At 68.2% G+C, this 21,937-nt stretch carries 22 protein-coding genes; 6 read left to right on the forward strand and 16 right to left on the reverse strand.

Going from position 1 to position 21,937, the window contains the following annotated elements; translation table 11 throughout:
• The first annotated feature begins 207 nt into the window (after positions 1 to 207).
• From AC07UK_RS23605 to AC07UK_RS23615, 3 genes are all read left to right on the forward strand, one after another.
• On the forward strand, positions 208 to 1,908 hold the full coding sequence (locus AC07UK_RS23605) for a vWA domain-containing protein (RefSeq protein ID WP_436221165.1): 1,701 nt from the start codon (positions 208 to 210) through the stop codon (positions 1,906 to 1,908).
• A gap of 79 nt (positions 1,909 to 1,987) precedes the next feature.
• On the forward strand, positions 1,988 to 2,611 hold the full coding sequence (locus AC07UK_RS23610) for an RNA polymerase sigma factor (protein WP_436221164.1): 624 nt from the start codon (positions 1,988 to 1,990) through the stop codon (positions 2,609 to 2,611).
• A complete protein-coding gene (locus AC07UK_RS23615; protein ID WP_494686332.1) occupies positions 2,608 to 3,822 on the forward strand; it encodes a hypothetical protein in 1,215 nt (404 codons plus the stop codon). Before AC07UK_RS23610 ends, AC07UK_RS23615 begins: the two co-directional genes overlap by 4 nt.
• 27 nt (positions 3,823 to 3,849) lie before the next feature.
• Here the strand turns inward: AC07UK_RS23615 and AC07UK_RS23620 are convergent, their stop codons facing one another.
• Positions 3,850 to 5,013 (reverse strand): CAP domain-containing protein, encoded by a 1,164-nt coding sequence (locus AC07UK_RS23620; protein ID WP_436221162.1) that lies wholly within the window; start codon positions 5,011 to 5,013, stop codon positions 3,850 to 3,852.
• 264 nt (positions 5,014 to 5,277) lie between these two features.
• The gene (locus tag AC07UK_RS23625; protein WP_114134019.1) at positions 5,278 to 6,216 is read right to left on the reverse strand and encodes a LysR family transcriptional regulator; all 939 of its coding nucleotides are present in this window, start codon (positions 6,214 to 6,216) and stop codon (positions 5,278 to 5,280) included.
• 189 nt (positions 6,217 to 6,405) lie between these two features.
• Between AC07UK_RS23625 and AC07UK_RS23630 the strand changes: the two genes are divergently transcribed.
• Both AC07UK_RS23630 and AC07UK_RS23635 read left to right on the forward strand, forming a co-directional pair.
• Positions 6,406 to 7,668: an acyl-CoA dehydrogenase family protein gene (locus AC07UK_RS23630; RefSeq protein ID WP_494686333.1), complete on the forward strand. Its 1,263-nt coding sequence runs from the start codon at positions 6,406 to 6,408 to the stop codon at positions 7,666 to 7,668.
• A gap of 157 nt (positions 7,669 to 7,825) precedes the next feature.
• Positions 7,826 to 8,518: a glutathione binding-like protein gene (locus AC07UK_RS23635; protein ID WP_436221160.1), complete on the forward strand. Its 693-nt coding sequence runs from the start codon at positions 7,826 to 7,828 to the stop codon at positions 8,516 to 8,518.
• 50 nt (positions 8,519 to 8,568) lie between these two features.
• Here AC07UK_RS23635 and AC07UK_RS23640 read toward each other — a convergent pair whose 3' ends face one another.
• Complete coding sequence (locus tag AC07UK_RS23640; protein ID WP_494686334.1) at positions 8,569 to 9,414, reverse strand: hypothetical protein; 846 nt, start codon at positions 9,412 to 9,414, stop codon at positions 8,569 to 8,571.
• 264 nt (positions 9,415 to 9,678) lie between these two features.
• On the opposite strand from AC07UK_RS23640, the gene AC07UK_RS23645 reads away from it, so the two are divergent.
• Positions 9,679 to 10,119: a helix-turn-helix domain-containing protein gene (locus tag AC07UK_RS23645; RefSeq protein ID WP_436221158.1), complete on the forward strand. Its 441-nt coding sequence runs from the start codon at positions 9,679 to 9,681 to the stop codon at positions 10,117 to 10,119.
• On the opposite strand, the gene ureG is transcribed toward AC07UK_RS23645, so the two are convergent.
• The 13 genes from ureG to urtA all read right to left on the reverse strand — a co-directional run bounded on the left by ureG (position 10,116) and on the right by urtA (position 21,924).
• Positions 10,116 to 10,745 carry an urease accessory protein UreG gene (ureG, locus tag AC07UK_RS23650; RefSeq protein WP_013956047.1) on the reverse strand — a complete coding sequence of 210 codons (630 nt, stop codon included), beginning with the start codon at positions 10,743 to 10,745 and terminating at the stop codon, positions 10,116 to 10,118. The genes AC07UK_RS23645 and ureG overlap by 4 nt on opposite strands.
• Before the next feature lie 14 nt (positions 10,746 to 10,759).
• Entirely contained in the window at positions 10,760 to 11,452 is a 693-nt protein-coding gene (locus AC07UK_RS23655; RefSeq protein WP_436221157.1) for an urease accessory protein UreF, read from the reverse strand.
• A 9-nt stretch (positions 11,453 to 11,461) separates the two neighbouring features.
• A complete protein-coding gene (gene ureE, locus AC07UK_RS23660) occupies positions 11,462 to 12,085 on the reverse strand; it encodes an urease accessory protein UreE (RefSeq protein ID WP_436221156.1) in 624 nt (207 codons plus the stop codon).
• Positions 12,086 to 12,114: 29 nt separating this feature from the next.
• Positions 12,115 to 13,833 (reverse strand): urease subunit alpha, encoded by a 1,719-nt coding sequence (ureC, locus tag AC07UK_RS23665; protein WP_436221155.1) that lies wholly within the window; start codon positions 13,831 to 13,833, stop codon positions 12,115 to 12,117.
• Positions 13,830 to 14,135 (reverse strand): urease subunit beta, encoded by a 306-nt coding sequence (locus AC07UK_RS23670; protein WP_018313224.1) that lies wholly within the window; start codon positions 14,133 to 14,135, stop codon positions 13,830 to 13,832. Before AC07UK_RS23670 ends, ureC begins: the two co-directional genes overlap by 4 nt.
• Positions 14,136 to 14,146: 11 nt before the next feature.
• Positions 14,147 to 14,758 (reverse strand): HupE/UreJ family protein, encoded by a 612-nt coding sequence (locus AC07UK_RS23675; protein ID WP_153955102.1) that lies wholly within the window; start codon positions 14,756 to 14,758, stop codon positions 14,147 to 14,149.
• Between the two features lie 54 nt (positions 14,759 to 14,812).
• Entirely contained in the window at positions 14,813 to 15,115 is a 303-nt protein-coding gene (locus tag AC07UK_RS23680) for an urease subunit gamma (protein WP_013956041.1), read from the reverse strand.
• A 43-nt stretch (positions 15,116 to 15,158) separates the two neighbouring features.
• Positions 15,159 to 16,028: an urease accessory protein UreD gene (locus tag AC07UK_RS23685; RefSeq protein WP_436221154.1), complete on the reverse strand. Its 870-nt coding sequence runs from the start codon at positions 16,026 to 16,028 to the stop codon at positions 15,159 to 15,161.
• Between the two features lie 123 nt (positions 16,029 to 16,151).
• Positions 16,152 to 16,844 carry an urea ABC transporter ATP-binding subunit UrtE gene (urtE, locus tag AC07UK_RS23690; RefSeq protein ID WP_436221153.1) on the reverse strand — a complete coding sequence of 231 codons (693 nt, stop codon included), beginning with the start codon at positions 16,842 to 16,844 and terminating at the stop codon, positions 16,152 to 16,154.
• Between the two features lie 2 nt (positions 16,845 to 16,846).
• On the reverse strand, positions 16,847 to 17,695 hold the full coding sequence (gene urtD / locus AC07UK_RS23695; RefSeq protein ID WP_010809104.1) for an urea ABC transporter ATP-binding protein UrtD: 849 nt from the start codon (positions 17,693 to 17,695) through the stop codon (positions 16,847 to 16,849).
• Positions 17,692 to 18,897, reverse strand: a complete 1,206-nt coding sequence (gene urtC / locus AC07UK_RS23700; protein ID WP_436223051.1) for an urea ABC transporter permease subunit UrtC — start codon at positions 18,895 to 18,897, stop codon at positions 17,692 to 17,694. The genes urtD and urtC overlap by 4 nt, the downstream gene beginning before the upstream one ends.
• Positions 18,897 to 20,519 (reverse strand): urea ABC transporter permease subunit UrtB, encoded by a 1,623-nt coding sequence (gene urtB / locus AC07UK_RS23705; protein ID WP_494686343.1) that lies wholly within the window; start codon positions 20,517 to 20,519, stop codon positions 18,897 to 18,899. Before urtB ends, urtC begins: the two co-directional genes overlap by 1 nt.
• Before the next feature lie 148 nt (positions 20,520 to 20,667).
• A complete protein-coding gene (gene urtA, locus AC07UK_RS23710; RefSeq protein ID WP_436221152.1) occupies positions 20,668 to 21,924 on the reverse strand; it encodes an urea ABC transporter substrate-binding protein in 1,257 nt (418 codons plus the stop codon).
• Positions 21,925 to 21,937 lie beyond the last annotated feature (13 nt).

Raw genomic sequence — 21,937 nt, forward strand, 5'->3', positions numbered from 1 at the left:
CGATATCTCCTGGGGGAAGGATCAGGCGATTGTAGTGGCGATCGGGGCATCCTGGGGCGAGAAAGTCTGACTGCCGCCACATGCGGGGGCCTCATGAAGGTCCAGCAAAAAAATTCTCCCGATTTAACCCCGATCACCCGCCTGCGCCGTTTCATCGACAGGCCGTCATGACCGGGGACCCGCCCCGCGGCCGCTCAGGAGAACAACATGCAACTTCGCGCACCGGCCATCATTGCAAGTCTTGCCGCCGCACTGGCGCTGTCGGCCTGCGGCGGGCATTCGCCGTCGCTTCCCCAGGAAGTGGCCCAGCCGGTGCCGCCACCCGCAGCGCCGGCGCCCACGCACGACCACGCCGCCAAGGCTGGCCAGGCAGCGCCCGCCATGGAAATGCACGCCATCGCCCCGCGCGCCGCGCTGGCCATGCCCTACCACCTGCCGCCGCCTGCGCCGGCCGAGCGCGAACGCTACGGCGCCATCGAGGAAAACGGCGTCAGGCTGGTGGCGCAGGCGCCGGTATCCACCTTCAGCATCGATGTCGATACCGGCAGCTACAGCAATATGCGCCGCATGCTCAATGCCGGGCGCGTGCCGCCGGCCGATGCGGTGCGCGTGGAAGAGCTGCTGAACTACTTCCCCTATGACTATGCCCAGCCCGCCGATGGCCGCCCGTTCGCCGTGCATGCCGCGCTGGCGCCCGCGCCCTGGCACCCGGCCAATGTGCTGCTGCGCATCGGCATCAAGGGCAAGGACATGGCCAGCGGCGCGCTGCCGCCCGCCAACCTGGTATTCCTGGTGGATGTATCGGGTTCGATGAACTCGCCGGACAAGCTGCCGCTGCTGAAGTCTTCGCTCAAGCTGCTGGTGAACAAGCTGCGCCCGCAGGACCGCATCACGCTGGTCACCTATGCCAGCGGCACGCGCGTGGCGCTGCCGCCCACGCCGGGCAGCGACAAGACCGCCATCAGCGCCGCCATCGACCAGCTCGTGGCCGGGGGCAGCACCGCCGGCGCCAGTGGCATCGCGCTGGCCTACCAGGCCGCGCAGCAGAGCTTTATCGCCGGCGGCATCAACCGCGTGCTGCTGGCCACCGACGGCGACTTCAACGTGGGCGTGACCGACTTCCGGCAGCTCAAGAGCATGGTGGAAGAGAAGCGCAAGTCCGGTGTGTCGCTGTCCACGCTCGGCTTCGGCACCGGCAACTACAACGAGCAGCTGATGGAGCAGCTGGCCGATGCCGGCGATGGCGCCTATTCGTATATCGACAACCTGATGGAAGGTAACAAGGTGCTGGTCAGCGAGATCAGCTCGACGCTGGCCACCATCGCGCGCGACGTGAAGATCCAGGTGGAATTCAATCCGGCCACGGTGAAGGAGTATCGCCTGATCGGCTACGAGAACCGCATGCTGGCGCGCGAGGACTTCAACAACGACAAGGTCGATGCCGGCGATATCGGCGCGGGCCACACCGTGACGGCGCTGTATGAGCTGACGCTGGCCGGCCAGGCCGGGCTGGTCGATCCGCTGCGCTACCAGCCGGCCGCACCCGCGCCGGGGCGCGACGGCGAGCTCGCGCACATCAAGCTGCGCTACAAGCTGCCCGCCGCCAGCACCAGCCAGTTGATGGACATCACCGTCGCGCGGCAGGCCATCCGCCCGCTGGCGCAAGGCGATGACGACTTCCGCTTTGCCGCGGCGGTGGCCGGTTTCGGCCAGGTGCTGCGCGGCGGCAAGTTCACCGGCGACTGGCGCTACGCCGATGCCCGCGCGCTGGCCCAGGGCGCCCGCGGCACCGACCGCTTTGGCTATCGGGGCGAGTTCCTCAAGCTGGTGGACCTGGCACAGAGCCTGGCCACGGCCAGTCCGGCCGGCGCCACCAGCGACGGGCCGGCCGAGCGTGCGGCACGCTGACACCAGCCCGGGCCGCGAGCCGGCGCAAGGCGGCGCGGCGGACTGTCTCGCCGCCTTGCGCTCTCCTATACTCGGGCGCATGCAGGCACCCGACCCCGCCCCTTCCGCCACGCCCGGCGCCGCGCTGCCCGCGCTGCCCGACCATGACCTGATGCTGCTGGTGGCGGGCGGCATCATCGAGCAGCCCGTCACCGAGCTGTTCCGCCGCCATAACGCCGGCCTCTACAACTACGTGGCCTGGCTGTGCCAGGGCAACCGCGGCGAAGCGGAAGACATCGCGCAGAAGACCTGGGTCAAGCTGATGACCCGCTGCGGCGACTACCAGCCGGACGCGGCGTTCCGCACCTTCCTGTTCCAGATCGCGCGCAATACCTGGCTCGACCAGGTGCGCAGCGCCGATGCGCGCCAGCGCGAAGCCCTGGACGAGCAGCCAGCGGAGATGCCGGCCGACGACCTGTCTCCGGAGGCGGAGCTGCAGTTGCGCCAGCACGCGCACCACGTGCATCGCGCGCTGCTGCAGTTGCCCGTCGCCCAGCGCGAGGTGGTGGTGCTGCGCTTCTTCAGCGACATGAGCGTCGAAGAGATTGCGCAGATGCTCGGCGAGAAGTTCGAGACGGTGAAGAGCCGGCTGCGCTACGCGTTTGCGCGCCTGCGCGCAGACCTGGCCCGCAGCGTGCCGGGCTCGCAGGAGACGCCGTCGTGAACGCGGCCGACCGCTTTATCGACGGCAAGGACCGGCTTTCGGCCCTGCTGCGGGAGCTGCCCGCTTACGCGCCGTCCGCAGCGCTGGCAGCGTCGGTGCACGCGGCCGCACGTGCGGCACAACAGGAAGCGGATCGCCTGCGGGCCGGCGCGGCGGCCTTGCCCTTCGCCGCGCCGCCAACGCTTGCCACGGCGGTGCTGGAAGAAGCCGCGCGCCTGCAGGCGGCGCAGGCCGCGCGACGCGATGCGCTGCTTGCGCGCGTGGCGTCAGGCGAGCCTGCAGCGGAGATTCTGGGTGCCCCGGTCGGTGCCGCTGCCAGCGCGTGGCTGCAGGCACAGGCAGCTGAGGCGGCAACACCACGGGCAACACGGACCGCAACGCAATCCATGGCAGCGCGCGCCGCGCGCGCGCGGCGGTGGTGGCGCTCGCTGGGGCTAGTGGCCAGCGTCGCGGCGGTGGCCGGGCTGACCACCAGCATCGTGCTGCGGCAGATCGATGATGGCGCACTGCAGCCGGCGTCGGCGCCTGAACAGGTGTCCGCCCCGGCCGCTGCACCCGCCGCAGAGATGGCGGCAGCGCCCGCACCGCAAGCTGCGGCGGAGCCCGGGACGGCCACGCCGGCAAATCCGCCGCCAGCCGCGAAGGCTGCCCCGGCCCGGCGGCGGGAAGAGCGGCCTGCCCCGGCGCACGCCGGGCAGCGCAGCCGCGCGCCGGCAACGGCCGGGGGCACGGCGCCACGCGAGGCCGCCACGCCACCACGGCCGCAGGCGACCGAAAGCTTGTCCGCCCATGCGCCGGCCGTGGCCGCCGCACCGGCCGCTCCCGCGTATCCGGCCATGGCAGAAGCAGTCCCGCAGCCGGCAATGCCGGCACCCGCGGCACCGCCGGCGGCCGCGCCGCGGGCAGATTTTGCACGCAAGGCAGCGCCACCGATGGCGGCCGCGCGCGCCCCCGCGGCGCACACCGCATCCAGCATGGTCGTGTCGATCCAGGACGACCCCGCAGCCACGGGTGCGCGCGTGCCGGCGGCGGCATCGGTCACGCTGCTGGCGGCCGAACCGGACAGTGAGGCAATCAGGGAATGGGCAGGACGGCTCTGGCAGTCGATGCCGGCGGCGCAACGCCCGCCGGTGCCATTTGCCGTGCAGGCCGACCGCACGCTGGCCCCGGGCCAGGTGCGCATCGAACTGCGGCACGGCGCGCCGCAATGAGCGCGCCGGTGCGTTGGCGAGTGCTGGTCAGCGCGTGGTGAACGACCAGCTCAGGTCCACGGGCTGCGAACCCAGCCGGCCGGTAACCCGCACGCTGTAGCGCTGCTGGCTGGCCAGCGGCGCCACCGGCGTGCAGATCGCCAGGCCGCGTGCCGCGCTGGAGAGGCCCGACGAACGGCTGTCGACCTTGAGGCAGCTGACGTTGTTGCCTTGCGCGTCGGTGATGACGAAGTTGTCGGCATCGAACTGCAGCGAGGTGTTGATGGCCTGCAGCGATATCGGATAGCCCACGGTCTTGCCCTCATAGCCTGGCGCGGGGTTGGGGCTTTCCGTGTTGACCCAGCTGGCCGGCACGTCGGCCTGGCCGTTGTACGGATAGGCCACCATCTGGTTGTCGCTGCCGCCCTTCGCTGCATCGGCCAGGTCGATGGTCTGGTAGTAGCTGGCCGAGGTGCCGCTGCCGTCCGGGCCCACGCGCTCGGCAAAGCCGCTGCCGGCCGAGCCGTAGCTGCCCAGCAGCGCGGCGCGGTGGAACGGCGCGTTGACCAGGTCCGACACCAGCGCGTCCTTGGGCGACATCGACAGCTGCGCATTGGCAACCGAGGTCCAGCGGTTGGCGCCGGCCACGACTTCCGCGGTGGCGTTGGTCGGATAGGCGGCCTGGACGCGCTCGTTGGGCGTGGCGCCGGTATAGCCCGGCTTGCCGCTGGTCTCGTCGTGCGTCAGCGTGGCGTTGGCCAGCATGTAGTCAGTGTGGTTCTGCGCCACGGTATTGAGCGGATCGCGTGCCGCCAGCGGCGGCAGGCCCACCTGCTCGCGCCGATAGTTGGCGTAGCACAGGCCGGCGGTGCGCGGCTCTTCCAGCACGCGGTAATTGCCGACCGCACTGCCGCGTGCCGGCAGCAGCGAGATGCCGCCGCCCGCCGCGGGTGCCGGCGCCGTGCCGCTGACGGTATAGCAGGCACCTGCGGTGGATGGCGTGGTCGAGCCAGAGCCGGACGGCGCGCTGGCCTGCCCGTTCGCTTGCGATGCGTTCGACGAAGTACCGCCGCCGCCATCGCCACCACCGCCGCCACATGCGGACAGTGCCAGCGCCGCAGCGGCGCAAAGGGTGGTCAGGGCGAGCGTGGTGCGCCGCGCGCGTCGCGGCGGCATGGGTTGGTGATCAGCAAGCAAGCGTTTCCCGGTCATCGTTCTGAATCGTCGTGGTCATCGGAGGAAGGAACCTGCCCCGGGGGATCCGCAGGCGCGGACAGCCGGCGCGGCAACCATCGCCAGCACCGTGTGGACACGGGCTCGCGGCGGCGGCGCCGGGGGCAGAAAGACCGGACGATGGTATGGGCGCGGACCGGGAGGGTCTAGCCCATGAACAATTCCTTACGTGTGACCCGCGCGCGCCGCACCGGGGCGCCGCGCGGGGCGCTTGCGGTGCCAGCCATGCGGGCGCGGGCGCACTTAGCTGGCGGCAGCCACGTCGGCCATGCCGGTGCCGAGCGCGGCCATCACGGCCATCAGCTGCTCGCGCAGCCAGCGGTTGGCACCGTCGTTTTCGCCGCCCGCATGCCAGTACAGGTGCAGTTCCAGCGACGGCACCTTGAACGGCAGCGACAGCAGGCGGTTGGCATAGGGCTCATTGGCGATGCGCGCATAGCGCAGCGGCAGCGTGGCCAGCAGGTCGGTGCAACTGACCACGCGGCACGCGGCCGCATAGTGCTGGCAACGCAGGCGCACGCGCCGCGTCAGGCCCATGCGGTGCAGAGCCTGGTCTTCCAGCCCGGCGCCGCGGCGGCGCGACGACACATGCACATGCTCGGCCGCCAGGTAGCGCTCAAGCGTCAGTTCCTTCTTCACCAGCGGATGGTCGCGCCGCGCCAGCACCACCATCGGATCGGCCATGAAGGGTGCGTGGTGGATGGCGGGCGAGACCGGCAGCAGGATGTCCAGCGCCGCGTCCAGCGTGCCGGCCAGCAGCTCGGACTCCATCTCGCGGCGGTCGAAGCGGATCGCGGCGATCTCCACGTGCGGCGCCATTGCCGTGACACGCGCCATCAGCGGCGGCAGCAGCGTGGATTCCAGCGCGTCGCGCATGCCGATGGTGAAACGCCGCACGGTATTGGTGGGATCGAAGTGCGGCGTATCCTGCAGCGTGCGCGCGAACGATTGCAGCGCGCTGCGCACCTCGGCGGCCAGCGAGCGCGCCAGCGGCGTGGGCGCCATGCCCTGCCCGCGCCGCTCGAACAGCGGGTCGTCGAACAGCGTGCGCATCCGGCCCAGCGCATGGCTGACCGCGGGCTGCGTCAGGTTGAGCTGGCGCGCGGCCGCGGTGATGCTGCCTTCGCTGTAGATGGCGTCGAACACCACGAAGAGATTCAGGTCGATGCGGGAGAGCTGCATGCCGAAGATTCTGGCACGGAATGCAGGGAATTGATACTGACAAATCCAGAAAATTCATTTTTCTTATTACCGGCTTTCAGATAGAGTGCATTCCATCGGCCCATGCCGCACTGATGCCGGGGCCTGCCGAGGCCAACGAGGCGCCGCCACCCACCCCGGCGTCCACTGATTCCGTAGCGAGGAGACCACATGGATTTCGAATACAGCCCGAAGGTCAAGGAAATGCAGGCCAAGCTGCTGGCCTTCTTCGACCAGCACATCTACCCGAACGAAAAGCGTTTCGCGGAGGAAATCGACGCCAATCGCCGCGCGGGCAACGCCTGGGTACCGACCAAGGTGATCGAGGAACTGAAGCCGCTGGCGCGTGCAGCCGGGCTGTGGAACCTGTTCCTGCCGCGCTCGCCGCGTGCGCCGCAAGGCCTGTCGAACCTGGAGTACGCCACGCTGTGCGAAATCATGGGCCGGGTGCCCTGGTCGGCCGAGGTCTTCAATTGCGCGGCCCCCGACACCGGCAACATGGAGACGCTGGAGCGCTATGCCTCCGAGGAACTGAAGGACAAGTGGCTCGAGCCGCTGCTGGCCGGCGAGATCCGCTCGGCCTTCCTGATGACCGAGCCGGCCGTGGCCTCGTCGGACGCGACCAATATCGAATGCCGCATCGAGCGCGACGGTGACCACTACGTGATCAACGGCACCAAGTGGTGGTCGTCGGGCGCGGGCGACCCGCGCTGCAAGGTCTACATCGTGATGGGCAAGACCAATCCCGACGCCGGCCGCCATGAGCAGCAGTCGATGATCGTGGTGCCGGCCGATACCCCGGGCATCACCATCAAGCGCTTCCTGCCGGTGTTCGGCTACGACGACGCGCCGCACGGCCATATGGAGATCGAGCTGAAGAACGTGCGCGTGCCGGCTTCGAACATCCTGCTGGGCGAAGGCCGCGGCTTCGAGATCGCGCAGGGCCGCCTGGGCCCGGGCCGCATCCACCACTGCATGCGCAGCATCGGCGTGGCCGAGCGCGCGCTGGAACTGATGTGCAAGCGCGCGCTGTCGCGCGTGGCCTTCGGCAAGCCGGTGTCCAGCCAGGGCGTGACGCAGGAACGCATCGCCGAAGCCCGCTGCGAGATCGAGATGGCGCGCCTGTTGACGCTCAAGGCCGCGTACATGATGGACACCGTGGGCAACAAGGTGGCCAAGGCCGAGATCGCCATGATCAAGGTGATCGCACCGAACGTGGCACTGAAGGTGATCGACTGGGCCATCCAGGTCCATGGCGCCGCCGGCGTCTCCAGCGACTTCCCGCTGGCCAACTGGTGGGCGCACCAGCGCACGCTGCGCCTGGCCGATGGTCCGGACGAGGTGCACCGCAACGCCATCGCCAAGCTGGAGCTGGCCAAGCACATGAACCTGAACCCGGACGACATCAGGATGCCGGTGGCACGCGGGTTCTGACCGCCTGGCAACGCCGCGGGGCTTCGGCCCTGCCGGCAGTATGGAAAACGCGCAGCCAGTCTGCGCGTTTTTTTCTTCTGTGCTTAAATCGCCCGGTTCGCCACGTCAGTGGTTGATGTGGCCATCCCCAACGATCGCAGCCAGGAGATCTTTTGCGATGATCGACGTCTACACCTGGGCCACGCCCAACGGCCACAAAGTCCACATCATGCTGGAAGAATGCGGCCTGGAGTACAAGGTCCATCCGATCAACATCGGCGCCGGCGACCAGTTCGGCGAGGACTTCCTGAAGATCAGCCCCAACAACAAGATCCCCGCCATCGTCGACCCCGACGGCCCGGACGGCAAGCCGATCTCGCTGTTCGAATCGGGCGCCATCCTGCTCTACCTGGCCGGCAAGACCGGCAAGTTCCTGCCCGAGGACGTGCGCGGCAAGTACGAGGCGCTGCAGTGGCTGATGTTCCAGATGGGCGGCGTGGGCCCGATGCTGGGCCAGGCGCACCACTTCCGCATGTACGCGCCCGAGAAGATCGAGTACGCGGTCAATCGCTACACCAACGAGGCCAGGCGCCTGTACGGCGTGATCGACACACAGTTGTCAAAGCACGCCTACCTGGCCGGCGAGCAGTACACCATCGCCGACATCGCCACCTTCCCGTGGCTGCGCAGCTGGCAGAACCAGGGCGTGGACCTGAACGACTACCCGCACCTGAAGCGCTGGTTCAACGAGATCGCCGAGCGCCCCGCGGTCAAGCGCGGCGTGGAAGTGCTGGCCAGCGCGCGCAAGGCGCTGCAGGACGACAAGGCACGCGAGGTCCTGTTCGGCGCCACGCAATACAAGCGGCACTGAGCCTGGTATTGCAGCAGCCGGGACCCTGGCCCCGGCTGCCCCGCCTGGCATCAGGCCGGCGCCAGCGCGTGGCACGCAACGGCATACCCGTCCGCGCGCCGGCCGCCGCGGGCCGCAACGCCAAGGTCCGCGTCATCGCCCGGTCCGAAGCAGCACAGCAGGCCGGTGCCCGGCAACAGCACATCGAGCCGGCATGACTCGTGCGGGTCCGGCGCGTAGAGCGTGCCGGGCTGCAGGAAGGCCATGTCCCCGCCGGCCCGCACCAGCGCGCCATGCCAGTGCAGGCCGATGGCGCCGCGGTAGCACAGCGCCCAGCGCAGCCCGCGCGCCTGCAGCCGCTGCGCCCAGTCTTCGCCTGACTGGTCGAGCTGGATGAACTCCGGCCGCATGCCCTGCTCCGGCTGCGGGCCCTGTGCCCGCAAAACCTCGGACGGCAACACGTGCATGCCGGCCATCCCCTCTGCGCCATTGGCCTCGACCGCGGCAATGCCGCCCAGCGCGCAGTGCCATCCGCCCGCAGGCAGCGCCACCGGCCGCGAGGCATCGGCAGGCCCTTGCGGCACGGTGCGCACCAGGATGGTGTCGACCATCGCCTGCACCTGCATCGGCACGCCTGGCGCCGGCGCAAACAGCTCGCCGCCGCCCATCAGCAGGCAGCCGCGCCCGGGCGACCACAGCCGCAGGCCCCCGCGCAGGCAGCCCCACCATTCATGGCGGTCCGCGGCAAATTCAGCCTGGGTCTCGCCGGCGCAGAGAAAGACGTAGTCGCAGGTGCTACCGAGGCCGGCAGCAGCGGCAAGCAAGCGTGACTGGAACCCGGGAATGAAGTCCGACGGCGCGTGGCGGTCGGCATGGAGGGCGCGCATCCGCGCCTCGAACAGCGTGAAGATCTGCATGGCAATCCCCCTGCAGGGCGACAGGCCGCAAGGCGGCTGTCCGCGCAGCGCGGCGCACGCATGACAGCGATGCGCGCGGCATTGCGCAGTGGCCCGTTTGGCTCGGCCATGCAGGCCGTCCGGTTGATGCCATCGTGTCGCGCCATTTTGCCTGGCGCACCCCTCAATTTGCGGATCGGACACCGATAGTGAGGAGGAGGATAAGTGTCGTGGCCTCAAGGTCAAACCCTTAGCCTCAGACCACTCCGAACCTTTCACGACCCCATGACTTCTCGAAATCTCAGACTATTCGGATTGCATCTTGCCTGGCTTCGCAAGCAGCGGGGCTGGTCCCAGGAAACCCTGTCGCTTGAAAGCGGACTGTCGCGCTCATACCTGAGCGGCATCGAAAGCGGCAAGCGCAACCTTGCGCTCGCCAACATCTGCGGGCTGGCCGAGACGCTCGCCGTGCCGACCCCGGAGATGCTCGACTTCAGCCGCCATGACGCCAGCCAGCTGCAGGTGGAACAATCGCGCGTGCCCTTCGGCAACCGCCAGCGCGCGGCGATCGAGGCCTCCGTGCGCCATATGGCGGAGCTGACCGAGCCCGAGCTGAACCTGGTGGCCGCGGTGGCACGGGCGCTGGCGGGCAAGGGCAGCTTCCGCCCGTCGCTGACTCACGCCCCTAACACCACCTCCGATGCCAAGGGCGACAACGCAGACTAGACGCCCAGCATGCCCTGCCGTTCGATAAAGCGGATCACCTCGTCCAGGCCCTGCCCGGACTTGACGCTGCCCATCACGAACGGCCGGGCGCCGCGCATCTTGCGCGCATCGCTCTCCATCACTTCCAGCGATGCCCCGACGTATGGCGCCAGGTCCGTCTTGTTGATCACCAGCAAGTCGGACTTGGTGATGCCCGGCCCACCCTTTCTCGGAATCTTCTCACCGCCGGCTACGTCAATAACGTAGATCGTCAAATCAGAAAGTTCTGGGCTGAAGGTGGCGGCGAGGTTGTCGCCGCCGGACTCGATGAAGACCACGTCAGCATCCGGGAAGCGCGCCAGCATGCGGTCCACCGCCTCCAGGTTGATCGAGGCGTCCTCGCGGATCGCGGTGTGCGGACAGCCGCCCGTTTCCACACCCATGATGCGTTCCGCCGGCAGCGCGCCGGAGATCGTCAATAGGCGCTGGTCTTCCTTGGTGTAGATGTCATTGGTGATGGCAACCAGGTCATAGCGGTCGCGCATCGCCTTGCACAGCATTTCCAGCAGCGTGGTCTTGCCGGAGCCAACCGGGCCGCCGACGCCGACGCGCAGCGGAGGGTTCTTCTTGGTACGGGCCTGGGTCATGGTGCGGTATGGATTCAGGATCGGAACAGCCGGGAGTACTGCGTTTCGTGGCGCGCGGAAAGCAGGCCCAGCATCGGGGAAAAGGTGGAGAGTTGCGGCGGCGTGGCTTCGGCGCGGCGCGCGGCTTCATCGACCGTATCGAGCACCGCGCCGTGCAGGCGCCGCAGCATGTGCTGCCCCGCCACCTGGCCCAGCGGTACCGCCTTGATCGCCCCGGCGACCTGGTTCTCGGCCCAGTTGAAGCAATAGGCGGCGAGGCCATCGCGCGCCTCGACCTGAAGCGCCACGCATGCCGCAGTGAACGCCGTCGGCAGGCAGACCGGCGACAGCGCAGCCAGCGTCTCGCGCAGCACGGGCGCGCCCCACTCCATCTGCGCAATCAGCCTGGACAGCGACCAGCCCATCTGCTCGGTCTCAAGCCGCAACTCGGAAGTCTCGCGCGTGGCGTGGAACCAGTCGTTCCACGTCCGTACCTGCGCAGCGTCGCCTGCCAGCCAGTGGCGATGCAGCAGCAGCCACAGCGGCGCTTCGCATTGCGCCTGCACATGCAGCAGGTTGTCGCGGATCCATCGTTCTGCGCTCGGCGCATCATGCACGCTGCCACAATCGATCGCAGCTTCCAGGCCTTGCGAATAGCTGAAGCCGCCGATCGGCAGGGATGGCGATGCCAGATGTAGCAGCGAGATCAGTTGGGGCAGGCCGGTCATGGCACGCAATCAATGCTTGTGTCCGCAATGCTCGTCGTGGACATGGTGCGGATCACCGTGATCGTGGGAATGACCATGTCCGTGCGAAGGTCCATGCGAATGCCCGTGGTCGTGCCCATGATGCTCATGAAACACCGCCTGCGCGGCCGCATAGTCCTCCGCAAACGTCGCATCGTGCCCATGCTTGTGCCCGCCGCCATAGGCCCCCGCCTCCGGCTCGAACGGCAACTCGGCACGCTCGGCGCGCACGCCCAGGCGCTGCAGCATGTCGGCCAGCACCGGGTCGTATTCCAGCCGCAGGTAGTCGCGCCCGATCTCCACCGGCGTATGGCGGTTGCCGAGGTGATAGGCCGCACGCATCAGCGCATGCGGGTCTTGCGCGCGCACTTCCAGCACTGCCTCGGTAGCGGCCTGCACTTCCACGAAGCTGCCGTCTTCGGCCACCAGCAAGTCACCGCCGCGCAGCACGGTGCCGCGCGGCAGGAACAGCGCGGCTTCGTCGCCGTTGTCGAGCACCGCGCGCAGGCGGCTCTTGCTGCGTTCGGCGAAGGGCAGGACCAGCTTGGGCGCGCGGCGCACCAGCACGGGCGCGATGCCGTGCGGGGCGCTCAGGAGTTTGTCGATCTTCAGCATGGGCGATGCGGGGCGCGGGCCCCGGCCAGTCAGAACAGGAAATAGCGCTGCGCCATGGGCAGCTCGGTGGCGGGCTCGCAGGTCAGCAACTGGCCGTCGGCAACGACCTGGTAGGTCTCCGGATCAACCGTGACATGCGGCTGCCAGTCATTGTGCACCATGTCGCGCTTGCTTACCGTGCGCGTGCCGCGCACCGTCGACAGCGTCTTGGCCAGCCCGTAGCGCTCGCCGATGCCGGCCGCCAGCGCCGCCTGCGACACAAAGGTCAACGACGAACGGTGCAGCGCCCCGCCGGCCGAAGCAAACATCGGCCGGTAGTGCACCGGCTGCGGCGTCGGGATCGACGCATTGGGATCGCCCATCGCGGCCGCGGCAATCATGCCGCCCTTCAGGATCAGGCTGGGCTTGACGCCGAAGAACGCCGGACGCCACAACACCAGGTCGGCCCACTTGCCGACTTCAACCGAGCCCACTTCATGGGCGATGCCGTGCGTCAGCGCCGGGTTGATGGTGTACTTGGCGACATAGCGCTTGACGCGGAAGTTGTCGTGCCCGCCGCGCGCATCGTTGGGATCGCCCGGCAGCTTGCCGCGCTGCAGCGCCATCTTGTGCGCGGTCTGCCAGGTGCGGATGATGACCTCGCCGACGCGCCCCATGGCCTGCGAGTCGCTGGAGATCATCGAGAACGCGCCCAGGTCGTGCAGGATGTCTTCGGCGGCGATGGTTTCGCGGCGGATGCGGCTTTCGGCAAAGGCAATGTCCTCGGCAATCGACGGGTCCAGGTGGTGGCACACCATCAGCATGTCGAGGTGCTCGTCCAGCGTGTTGACGGTGTACGGGCGCGTCGGGTTGGTCGACGACGGCAGCACGTTGGCCTCGCCGCACACCTTGATGATGTCGGGCGCATGGCCGCCGCCCGCGCCTTCAGTGTGGTACGTATGGATGGTGCGGCCCTTGAAGGCGGCGATGGTGGCTTCGACAAAGCCGGCTTCGTTGAGCGTGTCGGTATGGATCGCCACCTGGGTGTCGGTCGCGTCCGCCACCGACAGGCAGGTGTCGATCGCGGCCGGCGTGGTGCCCCAGTCCTCGTGCAGCTTCAGGCCGATGGCGCCGGCTTCCACCTGCTCCAGGAGCGGCCCCTGCTGGCTGGCGTTGCCCTTGCCCAGCAGGCCGATATTCATCGGGTAGGCATCGGCCGCCTGCAGCATGCGCTCCATATACCACGGCCCCGGCGTCACGGTGGTGGCGAAGGTGCCGGTGGCCGGCCCGGTGCCGCCACCGATCATGGTGGTGACGCCGCTCATCAGCGCCTCTTCGATCTGCTGCGGGCAGATAAAGTGGATATGGCTGTCGATGCCGCCGGCGGTGACGATCATGCCCTCGCCCGCGATCACCTCGGTGCCCGGCCCGACCACGATGGTCACGCCCGGCTGGATATCCGGATTGCCGGCCTTGCCGATCGCCGCGATGCGCCCGCCCTTCAGGCCGATATCGGCCTTGACGATGCCCCAGTGGTCAACGATCAGCGCATTGGTGATGACGGTGTCGACGCAATCCCTGGCCATGCGCTGGCTCTGCCCCATGCCGTCGCGGATCACCTTGCCGCCGCCGAACTTCACCTCCTCGCCGTAGATGGTGAAGTCTTTCTCGACCTCGATGATAAGCCCGGTATCGGCCAGCCGCAGGCGGTCGCCGGTGGTCGGGCCGAACATCTCGGCATAGGCCTGCCTGGAGATCTTTGCCATCACAGCGCTCCCATGATCTTGCCGTTGAAGCCGTAGACGATGCGGTCGCCGTCCAGTGCCACCAGTTCCACCGTGCGCGTCTGGCCGGGCTCGAAGCGCACCGCGGTGCCGGCGGCAATATTCAGCCGGAAGCCGCGCGCGGCTTCGCGGTCGAACGCGAGCGCGGTGTTGGTCTCGTAGAAATGGAAGTGCGAGCCGACCTGGATCGGCCGGTCGCCGGTATTGGCCACCGTCACGCTGACCGTGGCGCGGCCGGCATTCAGTTCGATCTCGCCGTCGGCGGGCATCAGTTCACCGGGGATCATGGCGATTCTCCTCAGGCCACCAGCAGGCTGGCGCCGTACAGCGCCACGCCGGCACCGGCCGCCCGGGCCAGCCAGCCGGCATGGCGGCGCAACAGCGTGCCGGCGCCGATGCCCAGCAGGTGCAGCGCCATGGTGGCGGCGGCAAACCCGCCTACGTATGCGAGTACCGCAGGCAGCGCGCCAGCGGTGGCGGGCAGTTCGGCCCCGTGGGCATAGCCGTGGAACACGGCAAAGCCGCCGACCAGCAGCGTACCGGCCCACGCCGGCAGCTTCGCGCGCAGCGCCAGCAGCAACCCGATCACCAGCAATGAGGCCGCGATCATCGGTTCGACTGCGGGCAGCGCCACACCGGACAGGCCGATTGCAGCCCCCACCAGCATCAGCGCCACGAAGGCCAGCGGCAGGCGCAGCGTATCGGCGGCCGAGCGGGCAATCAAGGCGCTCCACACGCCTACCGCCGCCATCGCCAGCAAATGGTCGGCGCCGGTGAAGGGGTGCGCCAGGCCGGCCCACAGGCTGGCACTGACGGTGGCGGCATCGTGGCCGGGATGTGCCAGGGCGGCGCCGGCGGCAACGGTCAGGGAAGTGCCCAGGGCAAGACGCAGGCAGGCGGTACGGTTCATGTCGGCTCTCGGGTTGGTCTTGTTATCGTGATCAAAATCGGGGAACGGTCAGTTTCAGACAATGGGATGGTGGACGGTCACCAGCTTGGTGCCGTCCGGAAAGGTGGCCTCCACCTGGATCTCGGGGATCATCTCGGCCACGCCATCCATCACGTCCTCGCGGCTCAGCACGGTGGTGCCCTCATGCATCAGCTCGGCCACGGTGCGGCCATCGCGCGCGCCTTCCATGATGGCGGCGGTGATCAGCGCCACCGCTTCCGGATAGTTCAGCTTCAGCCCGCGTGCCTTGCGCCGCTCGGCCAGCAGTGCGGCGGTGAAGATCAGCAGCTTGTCTTTCTCTCGCGGCGTCAGTTCCATCTCTTGTTCCTGGTTCTTGGGTTCGGTTGTCTCTGTTGGCGGCCTACGTGGCCCACAGCCGCAGCGGCCGCGCCGCGACACCGTGGATCGGCATGCGCAGCGCCTGCCAGCTGTCGACCATGACGTGGCGCACGGCTTCCATCTGCCGGCCCAGCACGCGCAGCAGCAGCATCGACTGGCCGTTGGCGGCCAGGCAGGTCACGCCGGCGCGCAGCTCCGGCCGATAGGGCAGCTGTTCGGCCAGCGCTTCGGCCAGTTCCTGCGTCGCGCCCTCGCCTACCGCCCACAGTGTGCCCAGCACATTGAGTCCGTCGAGCCCGGCCACCGCGGTGCGCAGTGGCGACGCGGCCTCAAGATGCGATTGTTCGAACCACAGCGCGCGTTCGCCGGCGCCGATGCGGGTATCCAGCCACAGCGCGCCGCTGGCCCACTGCTCGCCAGATGCCTGCCGGCCCAGCACCACCGCATCCCAGCCGATCGCGCTGCCGCCGGGCGCGACGTCGAGCACGGTCGAAATCCGCGCACGGGCGTCGTCGAAGACGATGTTCTCCTGCGGCAGCCAGTCCAGCCGCGCGCCTGCGCCCACTGTCAGGCGCACATGCTGTGCCGCCTCGCGGCCGAGCGACTTGTACCACTTGGTGGCGCCCGGCGTGGCCAGCACGGCGTGCGCGCCAGCCTCCACCGTCACGTCGATGTCCAGGCTGTCGCCGCCTGCCACGCCCGCTGGCGGATGCAGGATCACCGCATGGCAGATGCCGCCTTCCGGATACAGCGGCTTCTGCACCAGCAGCGGCCCCTGGTGGCGCCGCTCGGTCAGCGCGGTGCGTTCGCCGCGCTGCGCAAAGCGCAGCCGCAAGGTGGCCTGCCATGCGGCGGGCACGGCGAGGGCGGAAGGGAAATCGGGATGGCGCATGGCAAGGACAGCCGGCGGAGGGGGCGCACGCAATGGCGGGAGTTGCAAGCAATCATAGCGCGCTGCCCGCCTTGGCGGAAGCAGCGTATGGCCCACAAATCCCGGCGCTGCCGCGCGGCCGCCCTACACGGCGATCAGCTCCCGCACACCGTCCTGCTCCATGCTGGCGCCGGCACCCCGCGCCACCACTTCGCCGCGGCTCATCACCACGTAGTGGTCGGCAATATGCCGCGCGAACTCGTAGTACTGCTCGACCAGCAGCACTGTCATGCCGAACTCGTCAACCAGCAGGCGCAGCGCCCGGCCGATGTCCTGGATGATGGAAGGCTGGATGCCCTCGGTAGGCTCGTCCAGGATCAGCAGGCCCGGCTCGCTCATCAGCGCGCGCCCGATCGCCAGTTGCTGCTGCTGGCCGCCGGACAGGTCGCCGCCGCGGCGCAGCCGCATGGTGCGCAGCACCGGGAACAACTGGTAGATCCGGTCCGGCACGCCGGACGGCCGCGCCCGGCTGGCGGCTCCGATCAGCAGGTTTTCTTCCACCGTCAGCCGCGGGAAGATCTCCCGGCCCTGCGGCACATAGGCCAGCCCGGCAGACACGCGCTCATACGGCGCCTTCCTCTCCAGCGCCTGCCCTTCCCACTGGATGCTGCCGCTGCGCGTGGGCACCACGCCCATCAGGCACTTGAGCAGCGTGCTCTTGCCCACGCCGTTGCGGCCCAGCAGCGTGGTCAGCTTGCCGGCGGGCACGTCGAAGCTGACATTGCGCAGGATATGGCTGCCGCCGTAGAACTGGTTCAGTGCATTGACCTGCAGCATGCTTATCTTCCCAGGTAGGATTCGATCACGCGCTCATCGCGCTTGACGCTGTCGAGCGTGCCTTCGGCCAGCACGCTGCCCTCGGCCAGCACCGTGACCTGGCCGGCATCGCCCGCGAGCGCGGCGACGAACTCCATGTCGTGCTCGACCACCATCATCGAGCAGCTGCCGCGCAGGCCGTTGAGCAGCGCCGCCAGCTGCATGGTCTCTTCATCGGTCATGCCGGCCACCGGCTCGTCCAGCAACAGCAGCTGCGGCTGCTGCATCAGCAGCATGCCGATCTCCAGGCGCTGCTTCTGCCCGTGCGACAGCAGCCCGGCGGGCCGGTAGGCCTCGGCCTCCAGTCCGGTCAGCGCCAGCGTTTCCTCGATGCGGCGATGCCCCTCTGCCGTCAGCCGCGCGCGCAGCGACGACCACCAGCGCTTGTCGGCCTTCATCGCCAGTTCCAGGTTCTCCCACACCGCGTGCTGCTCGAATACCGTCGGCTTCTGGAACTTGCGGCCGATGCCCACCTGCGCGATACGCGGCTCGGTCATCCGCATCAGGTCGATGGTCTGGCCCAGGAACACGCGCCCGCTGACATTGGCATTGCGCGGCCCGGTCTTGCCGGTGATGACATCCATCATCGTGGTCTTGCCGGCACCGTTGGGGCCGATCACGCAGCGCAGCTCGCCATGGTCGATCGACAAAGTCAGCTTGTTCAGCGCGCGGAAGCCGTCGAACTGCACCGTCAGGTCTTCCAGGTACAGGATCGGCCCGTGCGAGACATCGATGGTACCGGGCTCGACGATGCGGCCCAGGCCGGTGGCATCACCGCTTTCGGCCTGGCCGTGCTGGAGTGCGGCATTCATGCTTCACCTCCGGTGCGGCCTGCCACGGCAGGCGCGGAAACGGGGTCTGCAGCGGCTGGCGGTGCGGCCGCGCGCCGCTCGCGCAGCCGGTTCCACAACCCGGTCACGCCATCGGGCAGGTACAAGGTCACCAGCACGAACATCGCGCCCAGCAGGAACAGCCAGTATTCGGCAAAGTGGGCGGTGAACAGGGTCTTGGCGCCATTGACCAGGAACGCGCCGATCACCGGCCCGATCAGCGTGCCGCGCCCGCCCACGGCAACCCACACCGCCATCTCGATCGAGTTGCCGGGCGACATCTCGCCAGGGTTGATGATGCCCACCTGCGGCACATACAGCGCACCCGCGATGCCGCACAGCACTGCCGAGAAAGTCCACACGAACAGCTTGTAGCCCAGCGGGTTGTAGCCGGAGAACATCACCCGCATCTCGGCATCGCGCACCGCGGTGACCACGCGCCCGAGCTTGGACGTGACGATGTAGCGGCAGGCGATGAAGCCCGCCAGCAGCGCCAGGAAGGTCAGCACGAACAGCGCCGTGCGCGTCTGCGGCGCCGCAATCGCAAAGCCGGCAATGCGCTTGAAGTCCGTGAAGCCGTTGTTGCCGCCGAAACCGGTCTCGTTGCGGAAGAACAGCAGCATCGCCGCATATGTCATCGCCTGCGTGATGATCGACAGGTACACGCCCTTGATGCGCGAGCGGAAGGCAAAGAAGCCGAACAGCCACGCCAGCACGCCCGGCACCAGCACCACCAGCAGCAGCGCGTAGCCCAGGTGCTCAGTGCCGTGCCAGAACCAGGGCAGCTCCTTCCAGTCGAGAAACACCATGAAGTCCGGCAGCTCGCTCTTGTACACGCCCTCGCGCCCGATCGCCCGCATCAGGTACATGCCCATGGCGTAGCCGCCCAGCGCGAAGAACAGCCCGTGGCCCAGGCTCAGGATGCCGCAGTAGCCCCACACCAGGTCCAGCGCGATCGCGGCCAGCGCAAAGCACATGATCTTGCCGACCAGCGTCAGCGCATAGGCCGACAGGTGCAGCGGATGGCCCTCCGGCAACACCAGCGCGCACACCGGCACGCCAATGCCGACGATCACCGCCAGCGCCGCCAGCGCCATCCAGCCGCGCCGCGAGAACAGCGCCTGGCGCTCAGGCACGGCAAGCCGGAACGGGGTGGCGGAAGAATTCGATTGGACTCGCTGCATCATGCCTCCGCGCTGCGCCCCTTGAGCGCGAAAAGTCCCTGCGGCCGCTTCTGGATAAACAGCACGATCAGCACCAGGACAAAGATCTTGGCCAGCACCGCGCCATAGAAGGGCTCGATGAACTTGTTGATGATGCCCAGCCCGAAGGCGCCGACGATGGTGCCCGCCAGCTGCCCCACCCCGCCCAGCACCACCACCATGAAGGAATCGATGATGTAGGCCTGGCCCAGGTCGGGACCGACATTGCCAATCTGCGACAGCGCGCAGCCGCCCAGCCCGGCAATGCCGGCGCCAAAGGCAAAGGCGTAGCTGTCGACCTTCCAGGTGCGCACGCCGACGCAGGCCGCCATGGTGCGGTTCTGCGTGGTGGCGCGCACGAACAGCCCGAGCCGCGTGCGGTTCAGCACCGCCCACGCCACCGCCACTACCGCCAGCGCGAACAGGATGATGACGATGCGGTTGTAGGGAATCACCAGGCCCGGCATCCACTCGATGCCGCCGCTCATCCACGCCGGGTTGGCCACTTCCACGTTCTGCGCGCCGAACAGCGTGCGCACTGCCTGCATCAGCAGCAGGCTCACGCCGAAGGTGGCCAGCAGCGTTTCCAGCGGGCGGCCGTACAGGTGGCGCAGCACCAGCCGCTCCAGCACGAAGCCCACCACGGCTGCCGCCAGGAACGAGGCCGGCAGCGCCGCCGGCAGGTACCAGTCGAACGCACCCGGCGCGTAGGCGCGGAACAGCGACTGCACCACGTAGGTGGCATAGGCGCCGATCATCAGGAATTCACCGTGCGCCATGTTGATGACGCCGATCAGGCCATAGGTAATGGCCAGCCCCAGCGCGGCCAGCAACAGCACGCTGCCCAGGCTCAGCCCGGCGAACAGGTTGCCGATCAGTTCGGCGCGGCGCTGGTCGCTGCGCAGCGTGTCCAGCGCCTGCTGCGCGGCCAGGCGCACGTCGGCATCGGGCTCGCGGTAGTTGCCGGCGCTGTCGCGCTCCACCAGCGGCGCCAGCTTCTGGCGGCTCTGCGGGTTGCTGTCGCTGCCGAGGATGCGGATGGCTTCAAGCCGCGCGTCATGCGCTGCCGGATCGGCCGGCTCGCCCAGCACCAGGTTGGCCCAGATCACGTCCAGGCTGGTGCGCAGGCCGGCATCGGCCTCGTTCTTGCGCGCGGCTTCGACCGCGGCGCGCGAGGCGCTTTCCGGCTGGGCGCGCAGCGTGGCGACCGCCTGCGCACGCACCGCGATGTCGGCTGACTGCAGCAGCAGGCTGCTGGCGGCGCTGTCGACCAGCGCGCGCAGGCTGTTGTTCAGGGTCAGGGATTCCAGTTCGTCGGCTTTCACCGTGACCGGCTTGCCGGTAATGGCATCGACGGTCTTGTCGCCGTCCTGGCGCACCATGCCGACCGATGGTGCATATTGCAGCGCGTCGTCCTGCAAGGCTTTCAGGATCGGGCCGGCCTGTTCGGGCGGGGCCTTGGCCAGCGCGGTCAGCGCCGCGGTCTTGGCATCGAAATCGTCTTCGGCCAGCGGCTTCAGTTCGGCCTGCGTCAGCGCCGCGGCCCACGGCGCAGTCGCCAGCAGCAGCGCCGCCAGCAGGGCGCGCAGCCATGGCATGGCCATTGTCGGAAGTAGTTTGGGCATAGTGGCTGGCGCAGTGGCGGCGCTTCAGCGCCTTGTTGTTCTGGGTGTGCGAAAGGGGGCGATGCGCTCCCTTCCCCCGCCTTGCGGGAGAAGGAAGCCATCGTCACGGAGCCGGACTGGCGTCCGCTTACATCACCTTGTCCGGCTTGCCTTCATTACCCGCGATGAACGGGCTCCACGGCTGCGCACGCACCGCCTTCGGCGTCTTCCACACCACCGAGAACTGGCCATCGCCCTTCACTTCGCCGATCATCACCGGCTTGTACAGGTGGTGGTTCTCGCCCATGGTCAGGGTGAAGCCGTCCGGAGCCTTGAAGGTCTGGCCGTACATGGCCGCACGCACCTTGTTGGTATCGGTGGTGCCGGCCTTCTTCACGGCCTGCGCCCACATGTGGATGCCGACGTAGGTGGCTTCCATCGGGTCATTGGTCACGCGCTTGTCGCCGCCGGGCAGGTTGTTGGCCTTGACCCATGCCGCCCACTGCTTGCGGAAGGCGTCGTTCTCGGGGTTCTTGACCGACATGAAGTAGTTCCATGCGGCCAGGTGGCCCACCAGCGGCTTGGTATCGATGCCGCGCAGTTCCTCTTCACCCACCGAGAACGCCACCACCGGCACGTCCTTGGCCTTCAGCCCGGCGTTGCCCAGCTCCTTGTAGAACGGCACGTTGGAGTCGCCGTTGATGGTGGAGATCACCGCGGTCTTGCCGCCCTGCGAGAACTTCTTGATATTGGCGACGATGGTCTGGTAGTCGCTGTGGCCGAACGGGGTGTAGACCTCTTCGATGTCCTTGTCGGCCACGCCCTTGCTCTTCAGGAAGGCGCGCAGGATCTTGTTGGTGGTGCGCGGGTAGACGTAGTCCGTGCCCAGCAGGTAGAAGCGCTTAGCGCCGCCGCCTTCCTTGCTCATCAGGTATTCCACCGCCGGGATCGCCTGCTGGTTGGGCGCTGCACCGGTGTAGAAGACGTTCTTCGACATCTCTTCGCCTTCATACTGCACCGGGTAGAACAGCAGCGAGTTCAGTTCCTCATAGACCGGGAGCACCGACTTGCGCGACACCGAAGTCCAGCAGCCGAAGGTCACCGCGACCTTGTCCTTGGTGATCAGCTGGCGCGCCTTTTCCGCGAACAGCGGCCAGTTCGAGGCGGGGTCCACCACCACCGGCTCCAGCTTGCGCCCCAGCACGCCGCCGCTCTTGTTGATCTCATCAATGGTCATCAGGGCCACGTCCTTCAGCGACGTCTCCGAAATGGCCATGGTCCCGGACAACGAATGCAGGATGCCGACCTTGATCGGCTCCTTGGACTGCGCCAGCGCCAGCGGGCTGGTACCGATCATCGCCGCGGCGGCTATCGCCGACAACTTCAGCATGTCACGTCGTTGCATTTTGCAGCTCCCG

The organism is Cupriavidus sp. GW821-FHT07C08 (assembly GCF_059419025.1).

Coding starts and splice junctions, on each gene's coding strand:
- AC07UK_RS23610 (WP_436221164.1), top strand. CDS start 1,988: ATGCAGGCACCCGACCCCGCCCCTTCCGCCACGCCCGGCGCCGCGCTG.
- AC07UK_RS23640 (WP_494686334.1), bottom strand. CDS start 9,414: ATGCAGATCTTCACGCTGTTCGAGGCGCGGATGCGCGCCCTCCATGCC.
- AC07UK_RS23655 (WP_436221157.1), bottom strand. CDS start 11,452: ATGACCGGCCTGCCCCAACTGATCTCGCTGCTACATCTGGCATCGCCA.
- ureG (WP_013956047.1), bottom strand. CDS start 10,745: ATGACCCAGGCCCGTACCAAGAAGAACCCTCCGCTGCGCGTCGGCGTC.
- AC07UK_RS23630 (WP_494686333.1), top strand. CDS start 6,406: ATGGATTTCGAATACAGCCCGAAGGTCAAGGAAATGCAGGCCAAGCTG.
- urtA (WP_436221152.1), bottom strand. CDS start 21,924: ATGCAACGACGTGACATGCTGAAGTTGTCGGCGATAGCCGCCGCGGCG.
- AC07UK_RS23675 (WP_153955102.1), bottom strand. CDS start 14,758: ATGAACCGTACCGCCTGCCTGCGTCTTGCCCTGGGCACTTCCCTGACC.
- AC07UK_RS23625 (WP_114134019.1), bottom strand. CDS start 6,216: ATGCAGCTCTCCCGCATCGACCTGAATCTCTTCGTGGTGTTCGACGCC.
- AC07UK_RS23685 (WP_436221154.1), bottom strand. CDS start 16,028: ATGCGCCATCCCGATTTCCCTTCCGCCCTCGCCGTGCCCGCCGCATGG.
- urtE (WP_436221153.1), bottom strand. CDS start 16,844: ATGCTGCAGGTCAATGCACTGAACCAGTTCTACGGCGGCAGCCATATC.
- AC07UK_RS23635 (WP_436221160.1), top strand. CDS start 7,826: ATGATCGACGTCTACACCTGGGCCACGCCCAACGGCCACAAAGTCCAC.
- urtD (WP_010809104.1), bottom strand. CDS start 17,695: ATGAATGCCGCACTCCAGCACGGCCAGGCCGAAAGCGGTGATGCCACC.
- AC07UK_RS23645 (WP_436221158.1), top strand. CDS start 9,679: ATGACTTCTCGAAATCTCAGACTATTCGGATTGCATCTTGCCTGGCTT.
- urtC (WP_436223051.1), bottom strand. CDS start 18,897: ATGCAGCGAGTCCAATCGAATTCTTCCGCCACCCCGTTCCGGCTTGCC.
- AC07UK_RS23670 (WP_018313224.1), bottom strand. CDS start 14,135: ATGATCCCCGGTGAACTGATGCCCGCCGACGGCGAGATCGAACTGAAT.
- AC07UK_RS23680 (WP_013956041.1), bottom strand. CDS start 15,115: ATGGAACTGACGCCGCGAGAGAAAGACAAGCTGCTGATCTTCACCGCC.
- urtB (WP_494686343.1), bottom strand. CDS start 20,519: ATGGCCATGCCATGGCTGCGCGCCCTGCTGGCGGCGCTGCTGCTGGCG.
- ureE (WP_436221156.1), bottom strand. CDS start 12,085: ATGCTGAAGATCGACAAACTCCTGAGCGCCCCGCACGGCATCGCGCCC.
- AC07UK_RS23605 (WP_436221165.1), top strand. CDS start 208: ATGCAACTTCGCGCACCGGCCATCATTGCAAGTCTTGCCGCCGCACTG.
- AC07UK_RS23620 (WP_436221162.1), bottom strand. CDS start 5,013: ATGACCGGGAAACGCTTGCTTGCTGATCACCAACCCATGCCGCCGCGA.